This is a genomic window from Streptomyces sp. RLA131 (assembly GCF_056270125.1).
In genome coordinates this window covers 653,937-670,839 of sequence record NZ_JBWDOQ010000002.1, presented here as the reverse complement: position 1 = coordinate 670,839, position 16,903 = coordinate 653,937, and the positions used below count along the sequence as shown (strand labels likewise).

Annotated in this window: 12 protein-coding genes; 9 read left to right on the top strand and 3 right to left on the bottom strand. The window is 71.6% G+C overall.

The features are described from left to right. Positions 1-81: 81 nt before the first annotated feature. Both RWE79_RS03790 and ppk2 read right to left on the bottom strand, forming a co-directional pair. Complete coding sequence (locus tag RWE79_RS03790; protein WP_475938567.1) at positions 82-1,794, bottom strand: SulP family inorganic anion transporter; 1,713 nt, start codon at positions 1,792-1,794, stop codon at positions 82-84. Between the two features lie 3 nt (positions 1,795-1,797). Continuing rightward, positions 1,798-2,583, bottom strand: coding sequence for a polyphosphate kinase 2 (ppk2, locus tag RWE79_RS03785; protein ID WP_475938566.1), 786 nt, complete (start codon positions 2,581-2,583; stop codon positions 1,798-1,800). Between the two features lie 127 nt (positions 2,584-2,710). On the opposite strand from ppk2, the gene RWE79_RS03780 reads away from it, so the two are divergent. The 4 genes from RWE79_RS03780 (at position 2,711) to RWE79_RS03765 (ending at position 7,442) form a co-directional block, all read left to right on the top strand. Beyond that, entirely contained in the window at positions 2,711-5,095 is a 2,385-nt protein-coding gene (locus tag RWE79_RS03780; RefSeq protein ID WP_475938565.1) for a phosphoketolase family protein, read from the top strand. A 144-nt stretch (positions 5,096-5,239) separates the two neighbouring features. Continuing rightward, positions 5,240-6,139, top strand: a complete 900-nt coding sequence (locus RWE79_RS03775) for a universal stress protein (RefSeq protein WP_475938564.1) — start codon at positions 5,240-5,242, stop codon at positions 6,137-6,139. A 157-nt stretch (positions 6,140-6,296) separates the two neighbouring features. After that, positions 6,297-6,647, top strand: coding sequence for a hypothetical protein (locus RWE79_RS03770; protein ID WP_475938563.1), 351 nt, complete (start codon positions 6,297-6,299; stop codon positions 6,645-6,647). A gap of 291 nt (positions 6,648-6,938) precedes the next feature. After that, positions 6,939-7,442, top strand: a complete 504-nt coding sequence (locus RWE79_RS03765; RefSeq protein WP_475938562.1) for a hypothetical protein — start codon at positions 6,939-6,941, stop codon at positions 7,440-7,442. 63 nt (positions 7,443-7,505) lie between these two features. Here RWE79_RS03765 and RWE79_RS03760 read toward each other — a convergent pair whose 3' ends face one another. Then, the gene (locus tag RWE79_RS03760; protein WP_475938561.1) at positions 7,506-8,432 is read right to left on the bottom strand and encodes a DUF4231 domain-containing protein; all 927 of its coding nucleotides are present in this window, start codon (positions 8,430-8,432) and stop codon (positions 7,506-7,508) included. A gap of 309 nt (positions 8,433-8,741) precedes the next feature. Between RWE79_RS03760 and fxsA the strand changes: the two genes are divergently transcribed. The 5 genes from fxsA to fxsT all read left to right on the top strand — a co-directional run bounded on the left by fxsA (position 8,742) and on the right by fxsT (position 16,899). After that, a complete protein-coding gene (gene fxsA, locus RWE79_RS03755; protein WP_475938560.1) occupies positions 8,742-8,894 on the top strand; it encodes an FxSxx-COOH cyclophane-containing RiPP peptide in 153 nt (50 codons plus the stop codon). Between the two features lie 60 nt (positions 8,895-8,954). Then, on the top strand, positions 8,955-10,097 hold the full coding sequence (locus RWE79_RS03750; protein WP_475945580.1) for an FxsB family cyclophane-forming radical SAM/SPASM peptide maturase: 1,143 nt from the start codon (positions 8,955-8,957) through the stop codon (positions 10,095-10,097). Beyond that, complete coding sequence (locus tag RWE79_RS03745; RefSeq protein ID WP_475938559.1) at positions 10,094-11,614, top strand: HEXXH motif domain-containing protein; 1,521 nt, start codon at positions 10,094-10,096, stop codon at positions 11,612-11,614. The genes RWE79_RS03750 and RWE79_RS03745 overlap by 4 nt, the downstream gene beginning before the upstream one ends. Positions 11,615-11,758: 144 nt before the next feature. Further along, positions 11,759-12,934 carry an FxsC protein gene (fsxC, locus tag RWE79_RS03740; protein WP_475938558.1) on the top strand — a complete coding sequence of 392 codons (1,176 nt, stop codon included), beginning with the start codon at positions 11,759-11,761 and terminating at the stop codon, positions 12,932-12,934. Further along, positions 12,931-16,899: an FxSxx-COOH system tetratricopeptide repeat protein gene (gene fxsT, locus RWE79_RS03735; RefSeq protein ID WP_475938557.1), complete on the top strand. Its 3,969-nt coding sequence runs from the start codon at positions 12,931-12,933 to the stop codon at positions 16,897-16,899. The genes fsxC and fxsT overlap by 4 nt, the downstream gene beginning before the upstream one ends. Positions 16,900-16,903 lie beyond the last annotated feature (4 nt).

Below are 16,903 nucleotides of genomic sequence, written 5' to 3'. Positions count from 1 at the left end.
GTGCCGGCCGCCGTCGCAGGGGCCGACCGGTCCCTTCGCCTGGCCCACCCGGCTCCCCGGGCCGGCCGCGAAGCCGGGTGCCTACGGGCTGCGCCACCGGTGGTAGGCCGCCACGGCGGTGGGCAGGGTGGGGAAGATGTGTGCGGGACCGATCGCTTCGGTCAGGCCGTACGCGTCCAGGTCGTCGCGCAGCTCCTGCTTGACCCGGGCCAGTGCGAAGACGACGCCGCGCCGGACGAGTTCGCGTCGCAGGGAGTCCACCGCGTCCAGTGCGGTGATGTCGACCTCGACATTGGCCTCGGTGTTCAGGACGAACCAGGCCACCGGCCCCGGGTGCGCGTCGACGGCGGCCAGCGCCCGGCGCCGGAAGTCCTCGGCGTTGGCGAAGAACAGCGGCGAGTCGTAGCGGTAGACCACCAGCCCCGGGATCGTCCGTGCCCGCGGGTAGTCGTCCACGTCGTGCATGCCCGCCATGCCCGGGACGATGCCCTCGATCGCGTCGTGCGGGCGGGCCACCCGGGCCAGCATCTCCGTGACCGACAGGCCGACGGCCACCAGCACCCCGTACAGGATGTCCAGCGCGAGTACGCCGACGACGCAGCCGAGCGCCAGCAGCAGTTCCCGGCGGCGGAAGCCGGCGAGCCGCCGGAAGCCGGCCAGGTCGATCAGCCGGACGGCGGCGTACACGACGATCGCGCCCAGGACGGCGGCCGGGATGTGCCCCAGCAGCGGGCTGGCGAACAGCAGTACGGCCAGCACCGCGACGAAGGCGACCAGCGAGTACACCTGTGTGCGGCTGCCCGCCGAGTCGCCGAGCGCGGTACGGCTGGCGCTGCTGGACACCGGGAAGCCGCGCAGCAGCCCGGCGCCGAGGTTGGACGCGCCCAGGGCGAGCAACTCCTGGTTGGCGTCCAGCGCGGGCGCGTCGGCCGCGGTGAACGCCCGAGCCGTGAGTATGACGTCGGTGTAGCCGACCAGGAGCACCCCGAGGGCGGGCAGCAGCAGAGCGGGCAGGTCGCCGAGGGCCGGCAGGGCGGGCGAGGGCAGCCCCGCCGGGACGTGCCCGACCACCGCGAGGCCGCGGTCGTCCAGCCCCAAGACGGCCACGGCGCAGGAACCGAACACGACCAGGAGCAGAGGGCCCGGTACGGCGGGGAGGAACCGCCGCACCCCGAAGAGGAACGCCAGGGCGGACGCGGCGAAGACCACCGTCGTGGTGTCCGCCCGCGGAAGGTGGCGGGCGAAGGAGACCAGTTGCGGGAAGAACTCCGACCCGCCCACCGGCACCCCGGTCAGCCGGGGCAGCTGGTCCACGATCATGATCAGCGCCACCCCGGCCAGGTACCCGACCAGTACCGGCCGCGACAGCAGATCGGCGATGAAGCCCAGCCGGGCCGCCCACGCCACCAGGCTCAGCAGTCCCACCGCCACCGCGAGGGCGGCGGCCAGTACGGCGTAGCGGTCCGGGTCACCGCCCGCCAGCGGACCCACCACGGTGGCCGTCATCAGCGCCGTCGTCGACTCCGGCCCCACCGACAGCTGCCGGGACGAGCCCAGCACCGCGTACAGCGCCAGCGGCGGCAGGATCGCCCACAGCCCGGCCACCGGCGGCAGCCCGGCCAGCCCCGCGTAGGCCATGACCTGCGGCACCAGATACGCCGCCACCGTCGCGCCGGCCAGCAGGTCACCCCGCAGCCAGGCCCGCCGGTAGTGGGTGAGCACCGCGACGCCGGGCAGCAGGCGCGACAGCGCGGACACCTCGTCAGCCTTGCCGGCGTTCCGCCGCACCGCCACGCGCTACACCAGCCGCGCCGCGTGATCGGGTACGTACGTCTGGAAGTCGCGCGGCGGGCGCTCGTAGCCGGTGGACGGCGGGCGGGGCGGCAGTTCCAGCGCGGGAGGCGGGATCTCCTCGTACGGGACCGTGGAGAGCAGATGGGCGATCATGTTGAGGCGGGCGGCGCGCTTGTCGTCGCTCTCGACGACGTACCAGGGTGCCTCGGGGATGTCGGTGTGCACGAACATCTCGTCCTTGGCACGCGAGTAGGCCTCCCAGCGGGTGACGGACTCCAGGTCCATCGGGGAGAGCTTCCAGCGCCGGGTCGGGTCCTCCAGCCGGGCCAGGAACCGCTGCTCCTGTACGGCGTCGCTCACCGAGAACCAGTACTTGCGCAGCAGGACGCCGTCCTCGACCAGCAGCCGTTCGAAGATCGGGCACTGGTGCAGGAAGCGCCCGTACTCCTCCTTGGAGCAGAAACCCATGACGTGCTCGACGCCCGCCCGGTTGTACCAGCTGCGGTCGAACAGCACGATCTCCCCGCCGGCCGGGAGCTGCTCGGCGTAGCGTTGGAAGTACCACTGGGTGCGCTCGCGTTCGGTCGGCGCGGGCAGCGCGGCGATCCGCGCCACGCGCGGGTTGAGGTGCTCGGTGACCCGCTTGATGGTGCTGCCCTTGCCCGCCGCGTCGCGCCCCTCGAACACGACCACCAGGCGGGCGCCCTCGGCGCGCACCCACTCCTGCAGCTTGACCAGTTCCGACTGGAGCCGCAGCAGCTCCCGCTCGTACACCTTCTTGCCGACCATGTGCCTCGTCTCGTCTCTCTCCCGTACGGCCCCACGCTACTGGCCCGGGTGGCCCTAGCGGTGCCCGCCGGGCGGTCCGATGCTGGAGGCCGCACATCTGACGTTCCACGATGCTTCGGAGGAAGCCATGCGCGACGTCGCCACCCCCGCCCCGAGCGTCCTCGACGACGCCGAGCTGCGGGCCCTGGACGCCCACTGGCGCGCGGCCAACTACCTCGCCGTCGGCCAGATCTACCTCATGGGCAACCCCCTGCTCCATGAACCGCTGCTCCCGGAGCACGTCAAACCCCGGCTGCTCGGCCACTGGGGGACCTCGCCGGGGCTGAACCTGGTCCACACCCACCTCAACCGGGTGATCAGGTCCCGTGGTCAGGACGCCGTCTGCATCTGGGGCCCCGGACACGGCGGGCCGGCCGTGCTGGCCAACTCCTGGCTGGAGGGCACGTACTCGCAGACGTACCCGGACGTCAGCCGGGACGCGGCCGGGATGGCCCGGCTGTTCCGGCAGTTCTCCTTCCCCGGCGGGGTGCCCAGCCATGTGGCGCCGGAGACCCCCGGCTCGATCCACGAGGGCGGTGAACTGGGCTACTCGCTGTCCCACGCCTACGGGGCCGCCCTGGACAACCCGGATCTGCTGGTCGCCTGCGTGATCGGGGACGGCGAGGCAGAGACCGGACCGCTGGCCGCCTCCTGGCACTCCAACAAGTTCCTGGACCCGGTCCATGACGGGGCCGTCCTGCCGGTCCTGCACCTCAACGGATACAAGATCGCCAATCCGGCCGTACTGGCCCGCCTGCCCGGGGCCGAACTCGACGACCTCATGCGCGGCTACGGCCACGAGCCGATCCATGTCACCGGCGACGACCCGATGACCGTCCACCGGGCCATGGCCGCGGCCCTGGACACCGCCCTGGACCGCATCGCCCTCATCCAGCACTCGGCCCGCGAGGAGGGCGTCACCGAGCGCCCCCGCTGGCCCGTGATCGTGCTGCGGACGCCCAAGGGCTGGACCGGTCCCGCCACGGTGGACGGACTGCCGGTCGAAGGCACCTGGCGGGCCCACCAGGTCCCGCTGTCGGCCGTCCGCGACAACCCCGAGCACCTGAGGCAACTGGAGACCTGGCTCCGCTCGTACCGGCCCGAGGAACTCTTCGACGCCGAGGGCCGCCCCACCCCTCAGGTACTGGCCTGCGTTCCCGACGGCGAGCGGCGGCTCGGCGCCACCCCGCACGCCAACGGCGGGCTGCTGCTGCGCGAGCTGCCCATTCCGCCGCTGGAGCGGTTCGCGGTCCCGGTCGACAAGCCCGGCACGACCCTGCACGAGCCGACCCGGCTCCTCGGCGACCTGCTGGAATCGGTGATGGAGGCCACGTCCGGGCGCCGGGACTTCCGCCTGGTCGGCCCCGACGAGACCGCCTCCAACCGGCTCCAGGCGGTGTACGAGGCCAGCGGCAAGGCCTGGCAGGCCGAGGTCCTGGACACCGACGAACACCTGGACCGGCACGGCCGGGTGATGGAGATCCTGTCCGAACACACCTGCCAGGGCTGGCTGGAGGGCTATCTCCTCACCGGCCGCCACGGGCTGTTCTCCTGCTACGAGGCCTTCGTCCACATCGTCGACTCCATGGTCAACCAGCACATCAAATGGCTGCGCACCACCCGCCGGCTGCCCTGGCGCCGCCCCATCGCCTCCCTCAACTACCTGTTGACGTCACACGTCTGGCGTCAGGACCACAACGGCTTCTCCCACCAGGACCCCGGTTTCGTCGACCACGTCATGAACAAGGCGCCGGAAGTCGTACGCGTCTACTTCCCGCCGGACGCCAACACACTGCTCGCGGTGGCCGATCACGTCCTGCGCAGCCGCGACTACGTCAACGTCGTCGTCGCCGGCAAACAGCCCTGCTTCGACTGGCTCAGCCTGGACGAGGCCCGCGCCCACTGCGCCCGCGGCGCCGGGATCTGGCACTGGGCCGGCACCGAGGACGGCACCCGCGAACCCGACGTCGTCCTGGCCGCCGCCGGCGACGTACCCACCCAGGAGGTGCTGGCCGCGGCCCAACTGCTCCGCCGCCACCTACCGCAACTGGCCGTCCGGGTCGTCAACGTCGTCGATCTCGCCCGCCTGCTCCCGCAGGAGGAGCACCCGCACGGCATGCCCGACCCGCAGTACGACGCGCTGTTCACCCGCGACAAGCCGGTCATCTTCGCGTACCACGGCTACCCGTGGCTGATCCACCGCCTCGCCTACCGCCGCAACAACCACGCCCACCTGCACGTACGCGGCTACAAGGAGATCGGCACCACCACCACACCCTTCGACATGCTCGTCCGCAACGACCTCGACCGCTACCGCCTCGTCATGGACGTCATCGACCGCGTCCCGGGCCTCGCCGTACGGGCCGCCCCCGTACGGCAGCTCATGGAGGACACCCGGCTGCGCCACCACACCTGGATCCGCGAACACGGCACCGACCTGCCCGAGGTCACCGACTGGCACTGGTCCGACTGAGGCGGGGCCCGGCGGCCGGGGCGTCCGCTCGGCGGCCGGCCACCGTATGGGCCGGTCGGCCCCGGGCAGGGACCAGCGGCCCCTGCCCGGCGGCTCCGCGGGCCGGGACGCTGGAAGCACAACCCACCGAGGAGGTCGGCCATCATGCCGCGCACCATCACCGCAGGTCTGGACGGCTCGCTCGAAAGCCTGGCCGCAGGAGGCTGGGCCGCCCGTGAGGCGCTGCGCCGCGATCTGCCGCTGCGACTGGTGCACGCCTGGGAGTGGCAGCCGTACACCCACGCCCCGTTGGCCGGGACCGATCCGCAGCGCTACTGGGCCGAGCGCGTGCCGCGCGAGGCGGAGGCGGCACTGCTGGCCGCCTACCCCGGGCTGCCGGTCACCACCGACCAGATCGCCGAGCCGCCGGTCCCGGCGCTGCTGGCCGCCGCCGCGGAAGCCGAGCTGCTGGTGCTGGGCTCGCGCGGGCTGAGCGGGATCGCGGGGTTCTTGGTCGGCTCCGTCGCCATGGCGGTCGTCGCCGGTGCCACCTGTCCGGTGGTGCTGGTACGGGCCGGGGAGACGGCGGAGGAAGAGCACCTGCCGGACGCCGCCGGCCTGCCCTCGACCACGTCCCCGTACCGCGATGTCGTACTCGGCCTGGACACCCGGCGGCCCGGCGACGCGGTCATCGGGTTCGCCTTCGAGGCCGCCGCCCGTCGCCGGGCCACACTGCGTGTCGTCCACAGCTGGGACCTGCCCGCCTACTACGGCTACGGCGCCGCCATCGACCCGGGACTCAACGCCGCGCTGGCCGAGAAGGAGACCGCCGCCCTGGGCGCGGCACTGCGCCCCTGGCGGGAGAAGTTCCCCGCGGTGCCGGTGACCGCGCGGGCCGTGGCCGGCCGGGCCGCCGACCACCTCGTGGACGCGGCCGCCGAGGCGAGCCTGGTGGTCGTCGGCCGCCGGGCCCGCGACATCCCCCTCGGCCCGCACATCGGCCCCGTGGCACACGCGGTGCTGCACCACGCGACCGCCCCCGTCGCCGTCGTCCCGCACGACTGAGCCCCGGCCTGCGCGGGCGCCGGTGGCGGGGGCCGGTGGGGCGAGGCCGGCCGTCACCCGAACGGGTGCACCGGATAGCGGACCCGGAGAGGGCCGACCTAGTGTGGCCGCGGGCGTTCGATTCTTCGAGTGCCCGCCCCTCTCATGGAGGTGAACCATGAACTGCCTTCGTACTCTCGCCCTGGCGGCCGCTCCCACCGCGATGCTGATCGGCCTGGCCGGTGCCCCGGCGTCGGCCGCAGGCGTCACAGCGCCGAAGGCTCCCGTGCCCGCGAAGTCCGTCTGCGGGACCGCGGTCGCCGGCCAAGTGCTGACGGCCAAGAACGCGGCCCAGCTCAAGACGTGTGCCGTCAAGAAGGCCGTACTGGCCAGGTCGTGGCACTGGATGGGCAACTACGACTCGGTCTACGCCGTGACCGCCGCCGCGAACAGCCACCACGTCGGTGCCGGCGGCCTCATCACCATGGGCGACGCGAACGGTCTGTACCCGACGTTCATGTACTACTAGGCACCACGGCACAGCCGTCCCGGTGAGCGGCCGAGACCGCGAGCCAGGACGTGGCGGAGGACGGGCGTGAGCCTCTCCCACCGCACATCGAAGCCCCGGAAGACCAGGGTCGACCGCACATGTCGCCCCGGACCGCCGGGGCTTCGGTGCGCCGCCGGCCGGCGCTGTTCAGGGCTGTTGAACCCGGTTCGAATAGCATCTCCACGCCGGGGCCGACCGCAGTCGAGCCAACCTTCGCTAGCGTGGGCCGAAGCACGACGGATCGGTACGCGACCGCAGGAGATGGACCGTATGACCCGAATCGGCGTCACCGGGCACCGTGACATCCCCGCGGCCGCGATGCAGTCCGTGCGTACCGGGATCCGCGCCGAACTCGCCGGACTCGCCGGTCGGGCCGGTCAGGCCGGGGCCGGATCCGTCGAGGCGCTGAGCTGCCTCGCGGCGGGCGCCGATCAGCTCTTCGCGGCCACCGCCCTCGAACTCGGCCTGCCCGTCACGGCGGTGATCCCCGGCATGGACTACGAGGACAGCCTCGGCGGCCAGGAGGCCCGGGCCGCGTTCCGGCACCTGCTGAAGTCCTGTACGACCCGCGTGGACCTGCCGGTCGAGCCGACCCATGAGGACGCGTACTACGCGGCGGGCTGCTGGATCGTCGACCACGCCGACCGGCTGGTCGCCGTGTGGGACGGGCACACCGCGCGCGGCCGGGGCGGCACCGGGGACATCGTGGAGTACGCGCTGCGCTCGGGGGTGCCCGTCAGCGTCCTGTGGAGCCCCGGCGTGCGGCGCGTCTGACCCGGGCGCCGCCACGGCGCCCCGCGCGCCCCCGGTACGCCCCCGGTACGCCCCCGGGTCCGGTCAGGACCCGAACCGCGCGAGCCAGTCGGTGTACTGAGGGGACATCAGGCGCTCGGCGTCCGTCACGGCCTCGGACCACTGCTGCTCGCTCACCGTCTTGCCCATGGCGATGCGCAGCGTCTCCAGGTCCTGTTCCACCAGCGCGTGCGCGTACGAGAGCGGCCGGTGCCGCCGCATCTCCAGCCAGGCCACGCCGGTCGCGGCAGCCGCCGCCAGCAGCCCGGTCAGGTCCCAGTCGGCGGCGATGTCGAGGACTCTCAGACCGGCCGCGACCAGGGCCAGCAGGGTCAGCACGGTCGTGACCGCCGACCAGCCGATCGCCGACCGGTGCGCCTGCCCCGACCGGTTCCTGTACCAGACGAGCTGTTCCAGCATCCGGTCACGCAGATAGATGTCGCGTCGCGCCTCGAACGGCTTGGCCCGCACCGCCCGCATGACCGACGTGATGTGACCGGCCATCATGGCCGGGGCATCGGATTCCGGGCTCTGCCAGCCGACCCGGCGCAGCTCGCGCAGCCGCTCGTCCAGCCGTTCGGCGAACATCGCGTCCGGATCGGCCAGCCGGGAATGGAACGGCCCGCCGTGCACCATGTACTGCCAGGCGAGCGACTTGACGGTCTCCGCGGCGTCCCGGTGCGCCTGCCAGTGGGCCCGAGCCCGGCGCCGCGAGGTACGGGCGGTCATGGCGACGGTGAGCCCGTACAGCACCGCCGCCATGGCTTCGGGGAAGTGCGTACTGAAATGCCCGGCCAGGGTGGCGAAGACCGTGGCGAGCAGAAGCAGCGTCAACTGGGTTCGCGTGGCGCGGAAGGACTCGCTCTGCCGGTTCAGTGCCCATTGGTCGTTGGCGCGGAAGAGCAGGGGCAGGTCGTCGTTGCCTATCGTCGTGCTCGGTCCGGGAGTGGTGGCCCACACGGTGCACCTCACGATGAAAGAAGGGGGAATCATCGTGACGTGGAGTGTGACGGAGTGCCAGCACGGGGTGACGCATCGACGTCTTTGGGCCGGTCCGGCGGTATTGAGCCACCGAGGGTCCGATTGTGCCGTGCGTTCTGGCCGAGGCGTGACCAGTGTGCTTCCCTGAGACAAGAACCGCATCACCCTGCCCGCAACCCGGCACTCCGCGAGTCGTGTTGTGGCAACGGCACACGTCCACATCCGTACGGGTCCGGGACGACAACGGGCCCGGCGGTGCGAGTGAATACGGGGGCGCCTGTGGAGACGTCGGCAACTGACGTGGAGTTCGATGTGGTGAACCTGCGTGGTGCGGCGACCGCGGATCTCGATGACCTGCCTGACAGTGCGGTCCGCGCATCCATGCTGCGGGTCCTCCGGGACGCCGTGGACGGCCGGCTCCCGGGCGTGGCCGCCTTTTCGTCGGCGATCTGATGGGAGGCCGCAGACCGCGTCCGCCGGGCACCGCAGAGCGGGAGGTGGCACGTGCGGGAGATGGAGCCCTTCACCGAGTGGGTGGTCAAGGTCGCCCAACCCTGCAACCTGGCCTGTGACCACTGCTATGTGTACGAACTCCAGGACAGCACCTGGAGGAACAAGCCGACGGTGATCTCGGCCGGTACGGCGGACCGGCTGGCCGCCAGGATAGCCGAGCACGCGCGCAGCCATGCCCTGAAGGCGGTTCGGGTGGTGCTGCACGGCGGAGAACCGCTGCTCGCGGGCATGCCACGCGTCGAACACCTTGTCTCAGCGCTGAGACAGGGGCTGCAAGGGGCCGCTGAATGTGATATCTCCGTGCAGAGTAATGGAACACTCCTGAATCCTCTCTGGTTGGAACTGTTCCACCGGCACCAGGTGTCGGTGGGGGTCAGCCTCGACGGTGACCGCAGGGCCAACGACCGCCATCGGCGTTCCCGGAACGGACGGAGTAGCTACATCGCCGTCCAGAGGGGGATGGACCTGTTGAGGCGACCGGAGAACCGTGCGCTGTACAGCGGACTGCTGTGCACGGTGGACATCGCCAACGATCCCGTCCAGGTGTACGACGCACTGATCTCCCATGCCCCGCCGGCGATCGACTTCCTTCTCCCGCACGGGACTTGGGAACATCCACCGCCCGGCCACGATCCGGACCGGACGCCGTACGCGAACTGGCTCCTGGCGGTGTTCGAGCGCTGGTACTCCGCGCCCCGCCGGGAGACCCGTATCCGGCTGTTCGAGAACGTCATGGATCTGGCACTCGGCGGTGAGGTCCGTTCCGAGAGCGTGGGACTGGCCGCTTCGAACTTCGTCGTGGTGGAGAGCGACGGGTCGATCGAGTTACCGGACTCCCTCAAGGCCGCCTACCACGGTGCCGCCGCCACGGGGCTGAACATCGCCGACCACGACTTCGACACCGTGGCGCGCCACCCGGGCGTCATGGCGGCCCGGGGCGGCGGCCGTGACGCACTCGCCGAAGCCTGCCGGAGCTGCCCCGTGGTGCGGCTGTGCGGCGGAGGGCTTCGCGCGCACCGCTTCCACCCCCGCACCGGCTTCGCCAACCCCAGCGTCTACTGCGCCGATCTGCTGCTGCTCACCACCCGGATCCGGGACCGCGTCGTGGCGGATGCCCATGCGCTGCTGGGGAGGGTGTCGTGAACGCGCCTGCGCCGCTGCGCATGACCGCGGAGGACTTCGAGGCGCTGGCGGGCTGCCGGCCCGCCGAGTCCGCGCTCAAGGTGTTACGGGACGGCCAGCTCAGCAGACGCCTGCTGATGCTGAAGGCGGTCACCGACACCGCCCGGCGCAGGACACCCGAGCTGTGGGCCGTCTCCGGGGCCGCTGCCGGCTGGGAGTTGTGCACCCGGGCGCGGACGTCGGACGTACGGGCCTTCGACCGGGTACTGCTCCATCCCCACGTCGGCGTCTGGCTGGGCCGGTGCCTGCGGGCGCTCAACACCAAGGGCTCCACGTCCGGTCTCGTCGCGGACCTCGCCCGGCTCGGATCCCTCGGGGCCGCCGCCGCGTTATGCGGCGGGCTGCATCCGCGCCTGACGCTTCCGGTCCCCGGCGGTCTGCTCTGGCTGCCCACACTCGGCGGGGTCCTGCTGCCGGAGGGAGTCCGCGAGGTCCGGCTGGACGGCTGGGTCCTGGAGCTTCCGGGACGGACGCTCGCACTCGGGCCGGGGGACGAACGGACCGGCGAGGGCGCACTGCGGTTCGCGCCGCGCGGCGTGACCGTCGCGCCGCGCGGGGGCGGGCCCCGGCTGTCGGTGGCGATCGAGGACACCGATCCCTACCGGGAGGCGTATCACCACGCCGTGCAGCCCCGGCAGACGGCCGGACAACTGGCCGCCTGGCAGGCCTCGGTCACGGCGGCCTGGTGCCTGCTCACCCGCCTCAATCCCGAACGCGCGGCGGCCGCCGCCGGACTGTGGACGGCGCTGGTGCCGCTGCGCCCGGAGCCGCACGGCCGGAGCCGCAGCTCCTCCGCGCGGGAGGCCTTCGGGGTGGTCGCCACGACCCCTGAGCGGGATCCGGTGCGGCTGGCCGAGACCGTGGTCCACGAAACCGCCCACATAGCCTTGGGAGCTCTCACCGATTTGGCCGATCTCACCGATCCACACGACCGGACCCGCCACCGGGTCGGCTGGCGCCCGGACCCACGTCCCGTCGGCGCCGTCCTCACCGGGACCTATGCCCACCTGGCGCTGCTGGAGTTCTGGCTGCGCAGGCGGCAGACGCTCGACGGTGCCCGCGCCGACGACGCCGAGGCACGACTGCACCACTACGGCCGCCAGGTGACCGCCGCTCTGCTGACGCTGCGGAACCACCCGGCCCCGACCTCACTGGGCGCGCGCTTCGTCGAAGCGATGGCGGACGAGGCCGCGAGATGCGGCTTCCCCGTCCGCGGTCCGTCCGCCGTTCACCCGGTCGGCGGCCCGGGCGACGAATCCCACCATCGAGTGACGTCGCGCGACGTCGCGCCTCCTGTCCGCCCGCCGGGCAGGCCCCCGCCACCCGACCCTGCGGGCGCGGCGAGAGGTGAGGCGGCTGCGGCCAAGTGCGAAGGGAAGCCATCCATTGAGACGAGGAGAGGGGGAACGGGTGGACAGGGCAGCGTGGTGGCACGGCGAGAGTGTGAAGAATACCCACTATTGTGCACCGAGGGATGAATCCCACTATTTCCGTCATATTCGAACAACCGGTCGGCGCGGCGTGACCGGCAGCAACGGGCCTGGCGGTATCCCCTCGTCCTGCGCCCGGCTCTCACCGCGGCCGGGCACGTCCTGGGACCGGGCAGCGCACATGGAGTCGCCGTGAGCCATTTCTACCTGAGCCACGTCCGCAGGGTCGACGAGGAGTGGGTCGCGGCGTTCTTCCGTGATCTGTGCACCACGGTCGGGGACCGTACCGGCCGCCCTCCCGAATCGGTGGGGGTGCGCGGCGGGCCCCATTCGCTCGACGCGCCCCTGGACCTGCTCAGCGCCTCCACCGTCCTGGTCGCGTTGCACTCACCGCGCTATTTCAGCCAGTCCTACTGCGTCGCGGAATGGACCTACTTCCAGCAGCGGCTCGATGTGCACTGGTCCAGGACCGGCCGGCGGGCCGACGCCGTCGTCCCCGTGATGTGGGAGCCCGACCCCGCCCATCCGCTCGGCACCGCCTTCCCCTACCCGCCGCTGGCCGTGCCGTCGCAGTCCTACCAGCGGGACGGCGTCCTGCATCTGCTGCGGCTGAAGGCCCGTTACCAGCGGGATTACGAAGGGGTGCTGAACGCCCTGGCCGACCGCATCACCGCCGCCCGCGAGCAGCTTCCCGAGGTCCACGGGTTCGACGCCGCGGGAATCCGTACCGCCGCCCGGCCCGCGGTCCCGCCGGGCAGCCGGGCGGTCAGCTTCGTCATGGCGTCCGCGGCCGAGAGCGAACTGCCCGTCGAACGGCGCTCCCGCCAGTACTACGGTGAGACCCCCCTGGAATGGTCGCCCTATGCCCCGGGCGAGAGCGAGGCACTGGTCTCCCTGGTGAAGGACACCGCCACCACGCTGGACCTCACCCCGACCGTGCTGGCCCTGGACGACAAGACGATCGAACAGGTCAGCCGTGAACAGGACCCCGAACAGCTCGTGGTGCTGCTGGTCGACGCCTGGACGACCAGGCTCCGGGAGAAGCAGCGGCTGCTGGCCGCCGTCGACGGACGATCGCCCGAATCGACCACCGTGCTGGAGCCCCGCAGCGGGGACGACACCGAATCCGTCGAGCAGGCGGCCGATCTCGACCAGGCTCTCGACCAGGTACTGCCGCTGCTGCGCGGGGGCGTCACCGAGTACCAGCGCTGGAGCCTGCCGGACATAGAGAAATTCACCTCGGCGCTGCGCAAGGCACTCGTCCGCCTGCAGAACGACGCCATGAAGTCCACCGAGGCCGAGCGGTCACCGGCGACGCCGGCCAGCGGCCTCGCCACGTTTCCCTTGCTTGGAAGGCGCTCCTCATGAAGTTCGACTCGGGTGACGCCGGCACCCAGGAGTCCGGCACGGTTGTCACGTTCTACTCCTTCAAGGGCGGTACCGGCCGCACCATGGCCATGGCCAACGTGGCCTGGATCCTGGCCAGTAACGGCAAACGCGTGCTCGCCATGGACTGGGACCTGGAAGCACCGGGACTGCACCGCTATTTCGCGCCGTTCCTCGGGGACCCGGAGCTCGACTCCACTCCCGGAGTGATCGACCTGGTCCGCGGCTTCGACCTCCTCATGCCCCGACCACCGGGCGAGGGGTACCGGGAGCACGCCCGGGTGGAGCGCTTCGCGTCGACCCTGTCGTGGAGTTTCGCCGACGGCGGCTACATCGACTTCGTCTCGTCGGGGCGACGGACCCCCGAGTACTCCGAGACCATCAACACCTACGACTGGCGCGGCTTCTACGAACGACGGGACGGCGCGGCGTTCCTGCAGGCCCTCCGGGAGGACATGCGCAGCAACTACGACTACGCCCTGATCGACAGCCGTACCGGATTCAGTGACACCTCCGGTATCACCACGCTGCTGCTCCCGGACGTCCTCGTCAACTGCTTCACCCTCAACACCCAGTCGGTGGACGGCGGTGCCGACGTCGCCCGCGACGTGAAGCGCGCGGCCCCCCACGTCAAGATCCTCCCGGTGCCGATGCGGGTCGAGGACGCCGAGCAGGAGAAGCTCGCGATCAGCCGGGACCACGCCCGTCAGCGCTTCCACGAGTTCCTCAAGGACACTCCCCGGGCCTCCGACCCTGACGGCTACTGGGGCACGGTGGAGATCCCCTACAAGCCCTTCTTCGCCTACGAGGAGGTCCTGGCCACCGTCGCCGACCCGCCACGCAGCCAGACCACCCTGCTCGCCGCCTACGAACGCCTCACCTCGGCCATCACCGACGGCGAGATCACGGCGGTCCGGCCCATCAACGAGCCGGTGCGCAAACAGCTGCTGGCCCGTTTCCAGCGGGTCCGTACCCCCGGCGGGAGTGCCGTCCCCCGGGTGCGGCTCGACTTCGCGCTGCGCGACGGAGCGTGGGCGGAGTGGATCGCCACACAGCTCCAGACGGCCGGCATCGCCGTCTCCCTGCGCGGCAGCAGCCCGTCCACCGAGTTCCCCTCCCTCCCGGCGGACAACGCCGACGTGGTCATCGCCCTGCTGTCCCCGGACTTCGCGACCACACCCGTCGCGGAGGAGGTACGTGCCCTGGTGGCCGCCCCGGACAAGCCGAGGATCATCGGGCTCCGTACCCGCGAGCACTCACCCGAGGTCGCGCTGCGCGGGCTGCCGGGATTCTCGCTCGACGACGTGTCGGCCACCCAGGCGCTGGCGCAGCTGTTCCTGCTGCTCGACCTGGAGGTACCGGCTTCGGTCACCACCGACGGGCCCGCCTACCCCGGCCTTGTCCCCGGTGTCTTCAACGTGCCGCCGCGCAACAACGCGTTCACCGGCCGCGACGCGCAACTCGACCGTCTGCGGTCCGACCTGAACACCGAGTCGCTGCGGGTGGACACCCCGGTGGGCCGGGTCTTCCTCTACGGTCTCGGCGGCATCGGCAAGACCCAGATCGCCCAGGAGTACGTGCACCGCTACGGCGCGCAGTACGACCTGGTGTACTGGATCCCCGCCGAGCAGCCCGACCGGATTCCGCAGCTCCTGGCCGACCTGGGCTCGGAGCTGGGCCTGCCGGGTGACACCGTCGACGAGCGGGTGCAGACCACACTGGCGATGCTCCGCAACGGCGATGTGGGCCGCTGGCTGCTGGTCTTCGACAACGTCGAGAGCAGGAGCCAGGACGAGGGACTCGTAGATCTGGAACGCTACCTTCCGAACGCCGGTCCGGGCCATGTCATCGTCACGGCCCGGCGTTCGCCCCAGGTGTCGGCGCAGGTCGCGGTGGAGGTGGACGCCTTCACCCGCTCGGAGAGCGTGGCACTGCTGCGACGCCGGGTGGACGGACTGTCGCGTGAGGACGCCGACCGGATCGCCGTGGAGCTCGGTGACCTCCCGATGGCCGTGGAGCTCGCGGCCGCGTGGCTGCGGCAGACCGCCATGCCGGTCGACACCTACCTCGACCAGGTCCGCAACCGCGTCAGCGCGGTCCTGACCAGTGGCGGAAGTGAGGGCGACGGCCCACAGCAGTCCCTCACAGCGGTCTGGAGGCTGTCGGTGGACCGGCTCGGCGAGGAACGTCCCGCCGCGGTCCGGCTGCTGGAACTGTGCTCCTTCCTCTCCCCCGAGCCGATCGCGCACTCGCTGCTCTACAGCGACGGCATGCGCAACCACCTCGCCGAGGAATCCGGGGACAGCGCCGTCCTCGACCCCATGGTGATGGGCTATCTGATCCGCGACCTGGGGCGCTACGCGCTGGCCCGGGTGGACCAGCAGAGCCGCTCCATCCAGGTGCACCGGCTGCTGCAGGCAGCGGTCCGCGAATGGCTCGAAGAGGATCCCACGCGGCTGGAACGGACCAGGCACCAGGCTCATCTGGTGCTCGCCGGCGCGCTGCCGTCGGCCTCCCTCCTGGAGGACAGCGCGGCCGCCCGCCAGCGGTTCGCCGAACTGCTGCCCCACCTCGAACCCTCCGGGGCGATCGGCAGCACCGATCCCCGGGTGTGCGAGTGGGTCGTCCGGCAGGTCCGCGACATGTGGCGGATCGGGGACCACCGGGCCGCCGCCGCCCTGGGGCGCCGTGCGCTCAGCAAGTGGTCCGGCTCACTGGGCAGGAACCACCAGCTGACCCTGCGCCTGGCGGCACAGGTCGCCAACCCGCTGCGCTCCCTGGGACGCTTCGAGGACGCGCACCAGCTCGACGAGGACACCCTGCGGCGCCAGCGCGAGCAGCTGGGACCCGCCGACGGCTACACGCTGGTGACGGCCCGTAACTACGGCGCCGACCTGCGCGGACTGGGCCGCTACGTCGAGGCGTACGAGTCGGACCGGGAGACGTACCGGCACTACGTCGACAGCCCCGACTTCGGCCCCGACCACGAGGACACGATCCGCGCCGCCAACAACCTGGGCGTCTCCCTCAACCTGGTGGGCCGGCCGTCCGCGGCGCTCGACGTCGCGACGGACGCCTACCAGAAGTCCCGGCAGGCCATGGGGCCGCAGAGCCGGCTCACCTGGGCCTGTGCCAACGGTGTGGCCCTGGATCTCAGGGAGACGGGCGACTACCAGGGATCCCTCGATCTCCTCATCGAGGTCCGCAAACGGCTGGTGGCCCTGTTCGGTGAGCGTTCCGAGGACGTCCTGCGCACCGATGCCTCGCTGTCGGTGACCCGCCGCCGCCGTGGCGACTACGCCGAGGCGGAGGTCCTGACCCGTACCACGCTCGACCTGTACCGGCGGAGCTACGGCGAGTCCCATCCGGCCACCATGTCCTGTGCGGCCAACCTCGCCTGCGACCTGCTGGCACTGTCGGCGACGGACCCGGTCAAGGGCACCGAGGCACTCGCCCTGGGGGAGCGGAACCTCCAGCACTACCGTGAGGCCCTGGGCAGGAACCACCCCTTCAGCCTGGCGGCGGCAACCAACCTGGTGATCATTCACCGGCGTCAGGGCCAGACCGAGGCGGCCCTGGCGCTCGCCGACGACACACTCCAGCACCTGGTGGACGACCTGGGCGACACCCATCCCGCGACGGTGGCCTGCCGGGCCAACCGGGCCGGAGTACTGTCCGAACTCGGCCGCCGGGAGGAGGCACTCGCCGAGGACGAGAAGGCCTACGAGGGCTACCGCGCCCTCTACCGCGACCACCATCCGCGGGTGCTGTGCGCGCAGTACAACGTCACGCTGGACCGCCATCTCATGGGGGACCCGGAGGCACTGGCACTGCTCGGCAAGGCCGCGCTGGACGCCGAGCGGGAGTTCGGGGTGCGGCATCCCACCTGCCGTGCGATGGCGGCCCGGCAGCGGATCGACTTCGATCTGGAGATGCCTCCGATCTGACCCG

Coding starts and splice junctions, on each gene's coding strand:
- RWE79_RS03770 (WP_475938563.1), top strand. CDS start 6,297: ATGAACTGCCTTCGTACTCTCGCCCTGGCGGCCGCTCCCACCGCGATG.
- RWE79_RS03780 (WP_475938565.1), top strand. CDS start 2,711: ATGCGCGACGTCGCCACCCCCGCCCCGAGCGTCCTCGACGACGCCGAG.
- RWE79_RS03765 (WP_475938562.1), top strand. CDS start 6,939: ATGACCCGAATCGGCGTCACCGGGCACCGTGACATCCCCGCGGCCGCG.
- RWE79_RS03750 (WP_475945580.1), top strand. CDS start 8,955: ATGGAGCCCTTCACCGAGTGGGTGGTCAAGGTCGCCCAACCCTGCAAC.
- fxsT (WP_475938557.1), top strand. CDS start 12,931: ATGAAGTTCGACTCGGGTGACGCCGGCACCCAGGAGTCCGGCACGGTT.
- RWE79_RS03775 (WP_475938564.1), top strand. CDS start 5,240: ATGCCGCGCACCATCACCGCAGGTCTGGACGGCTCGCTCGAAAGCCTG.
- ppk2 (WP_475938566.1), bottom strand. CDS start 2,583: ATGGTCGGCAAGAAGGTGTACGAGCGGGAGCTGCTGCGGCTCCAGTCG.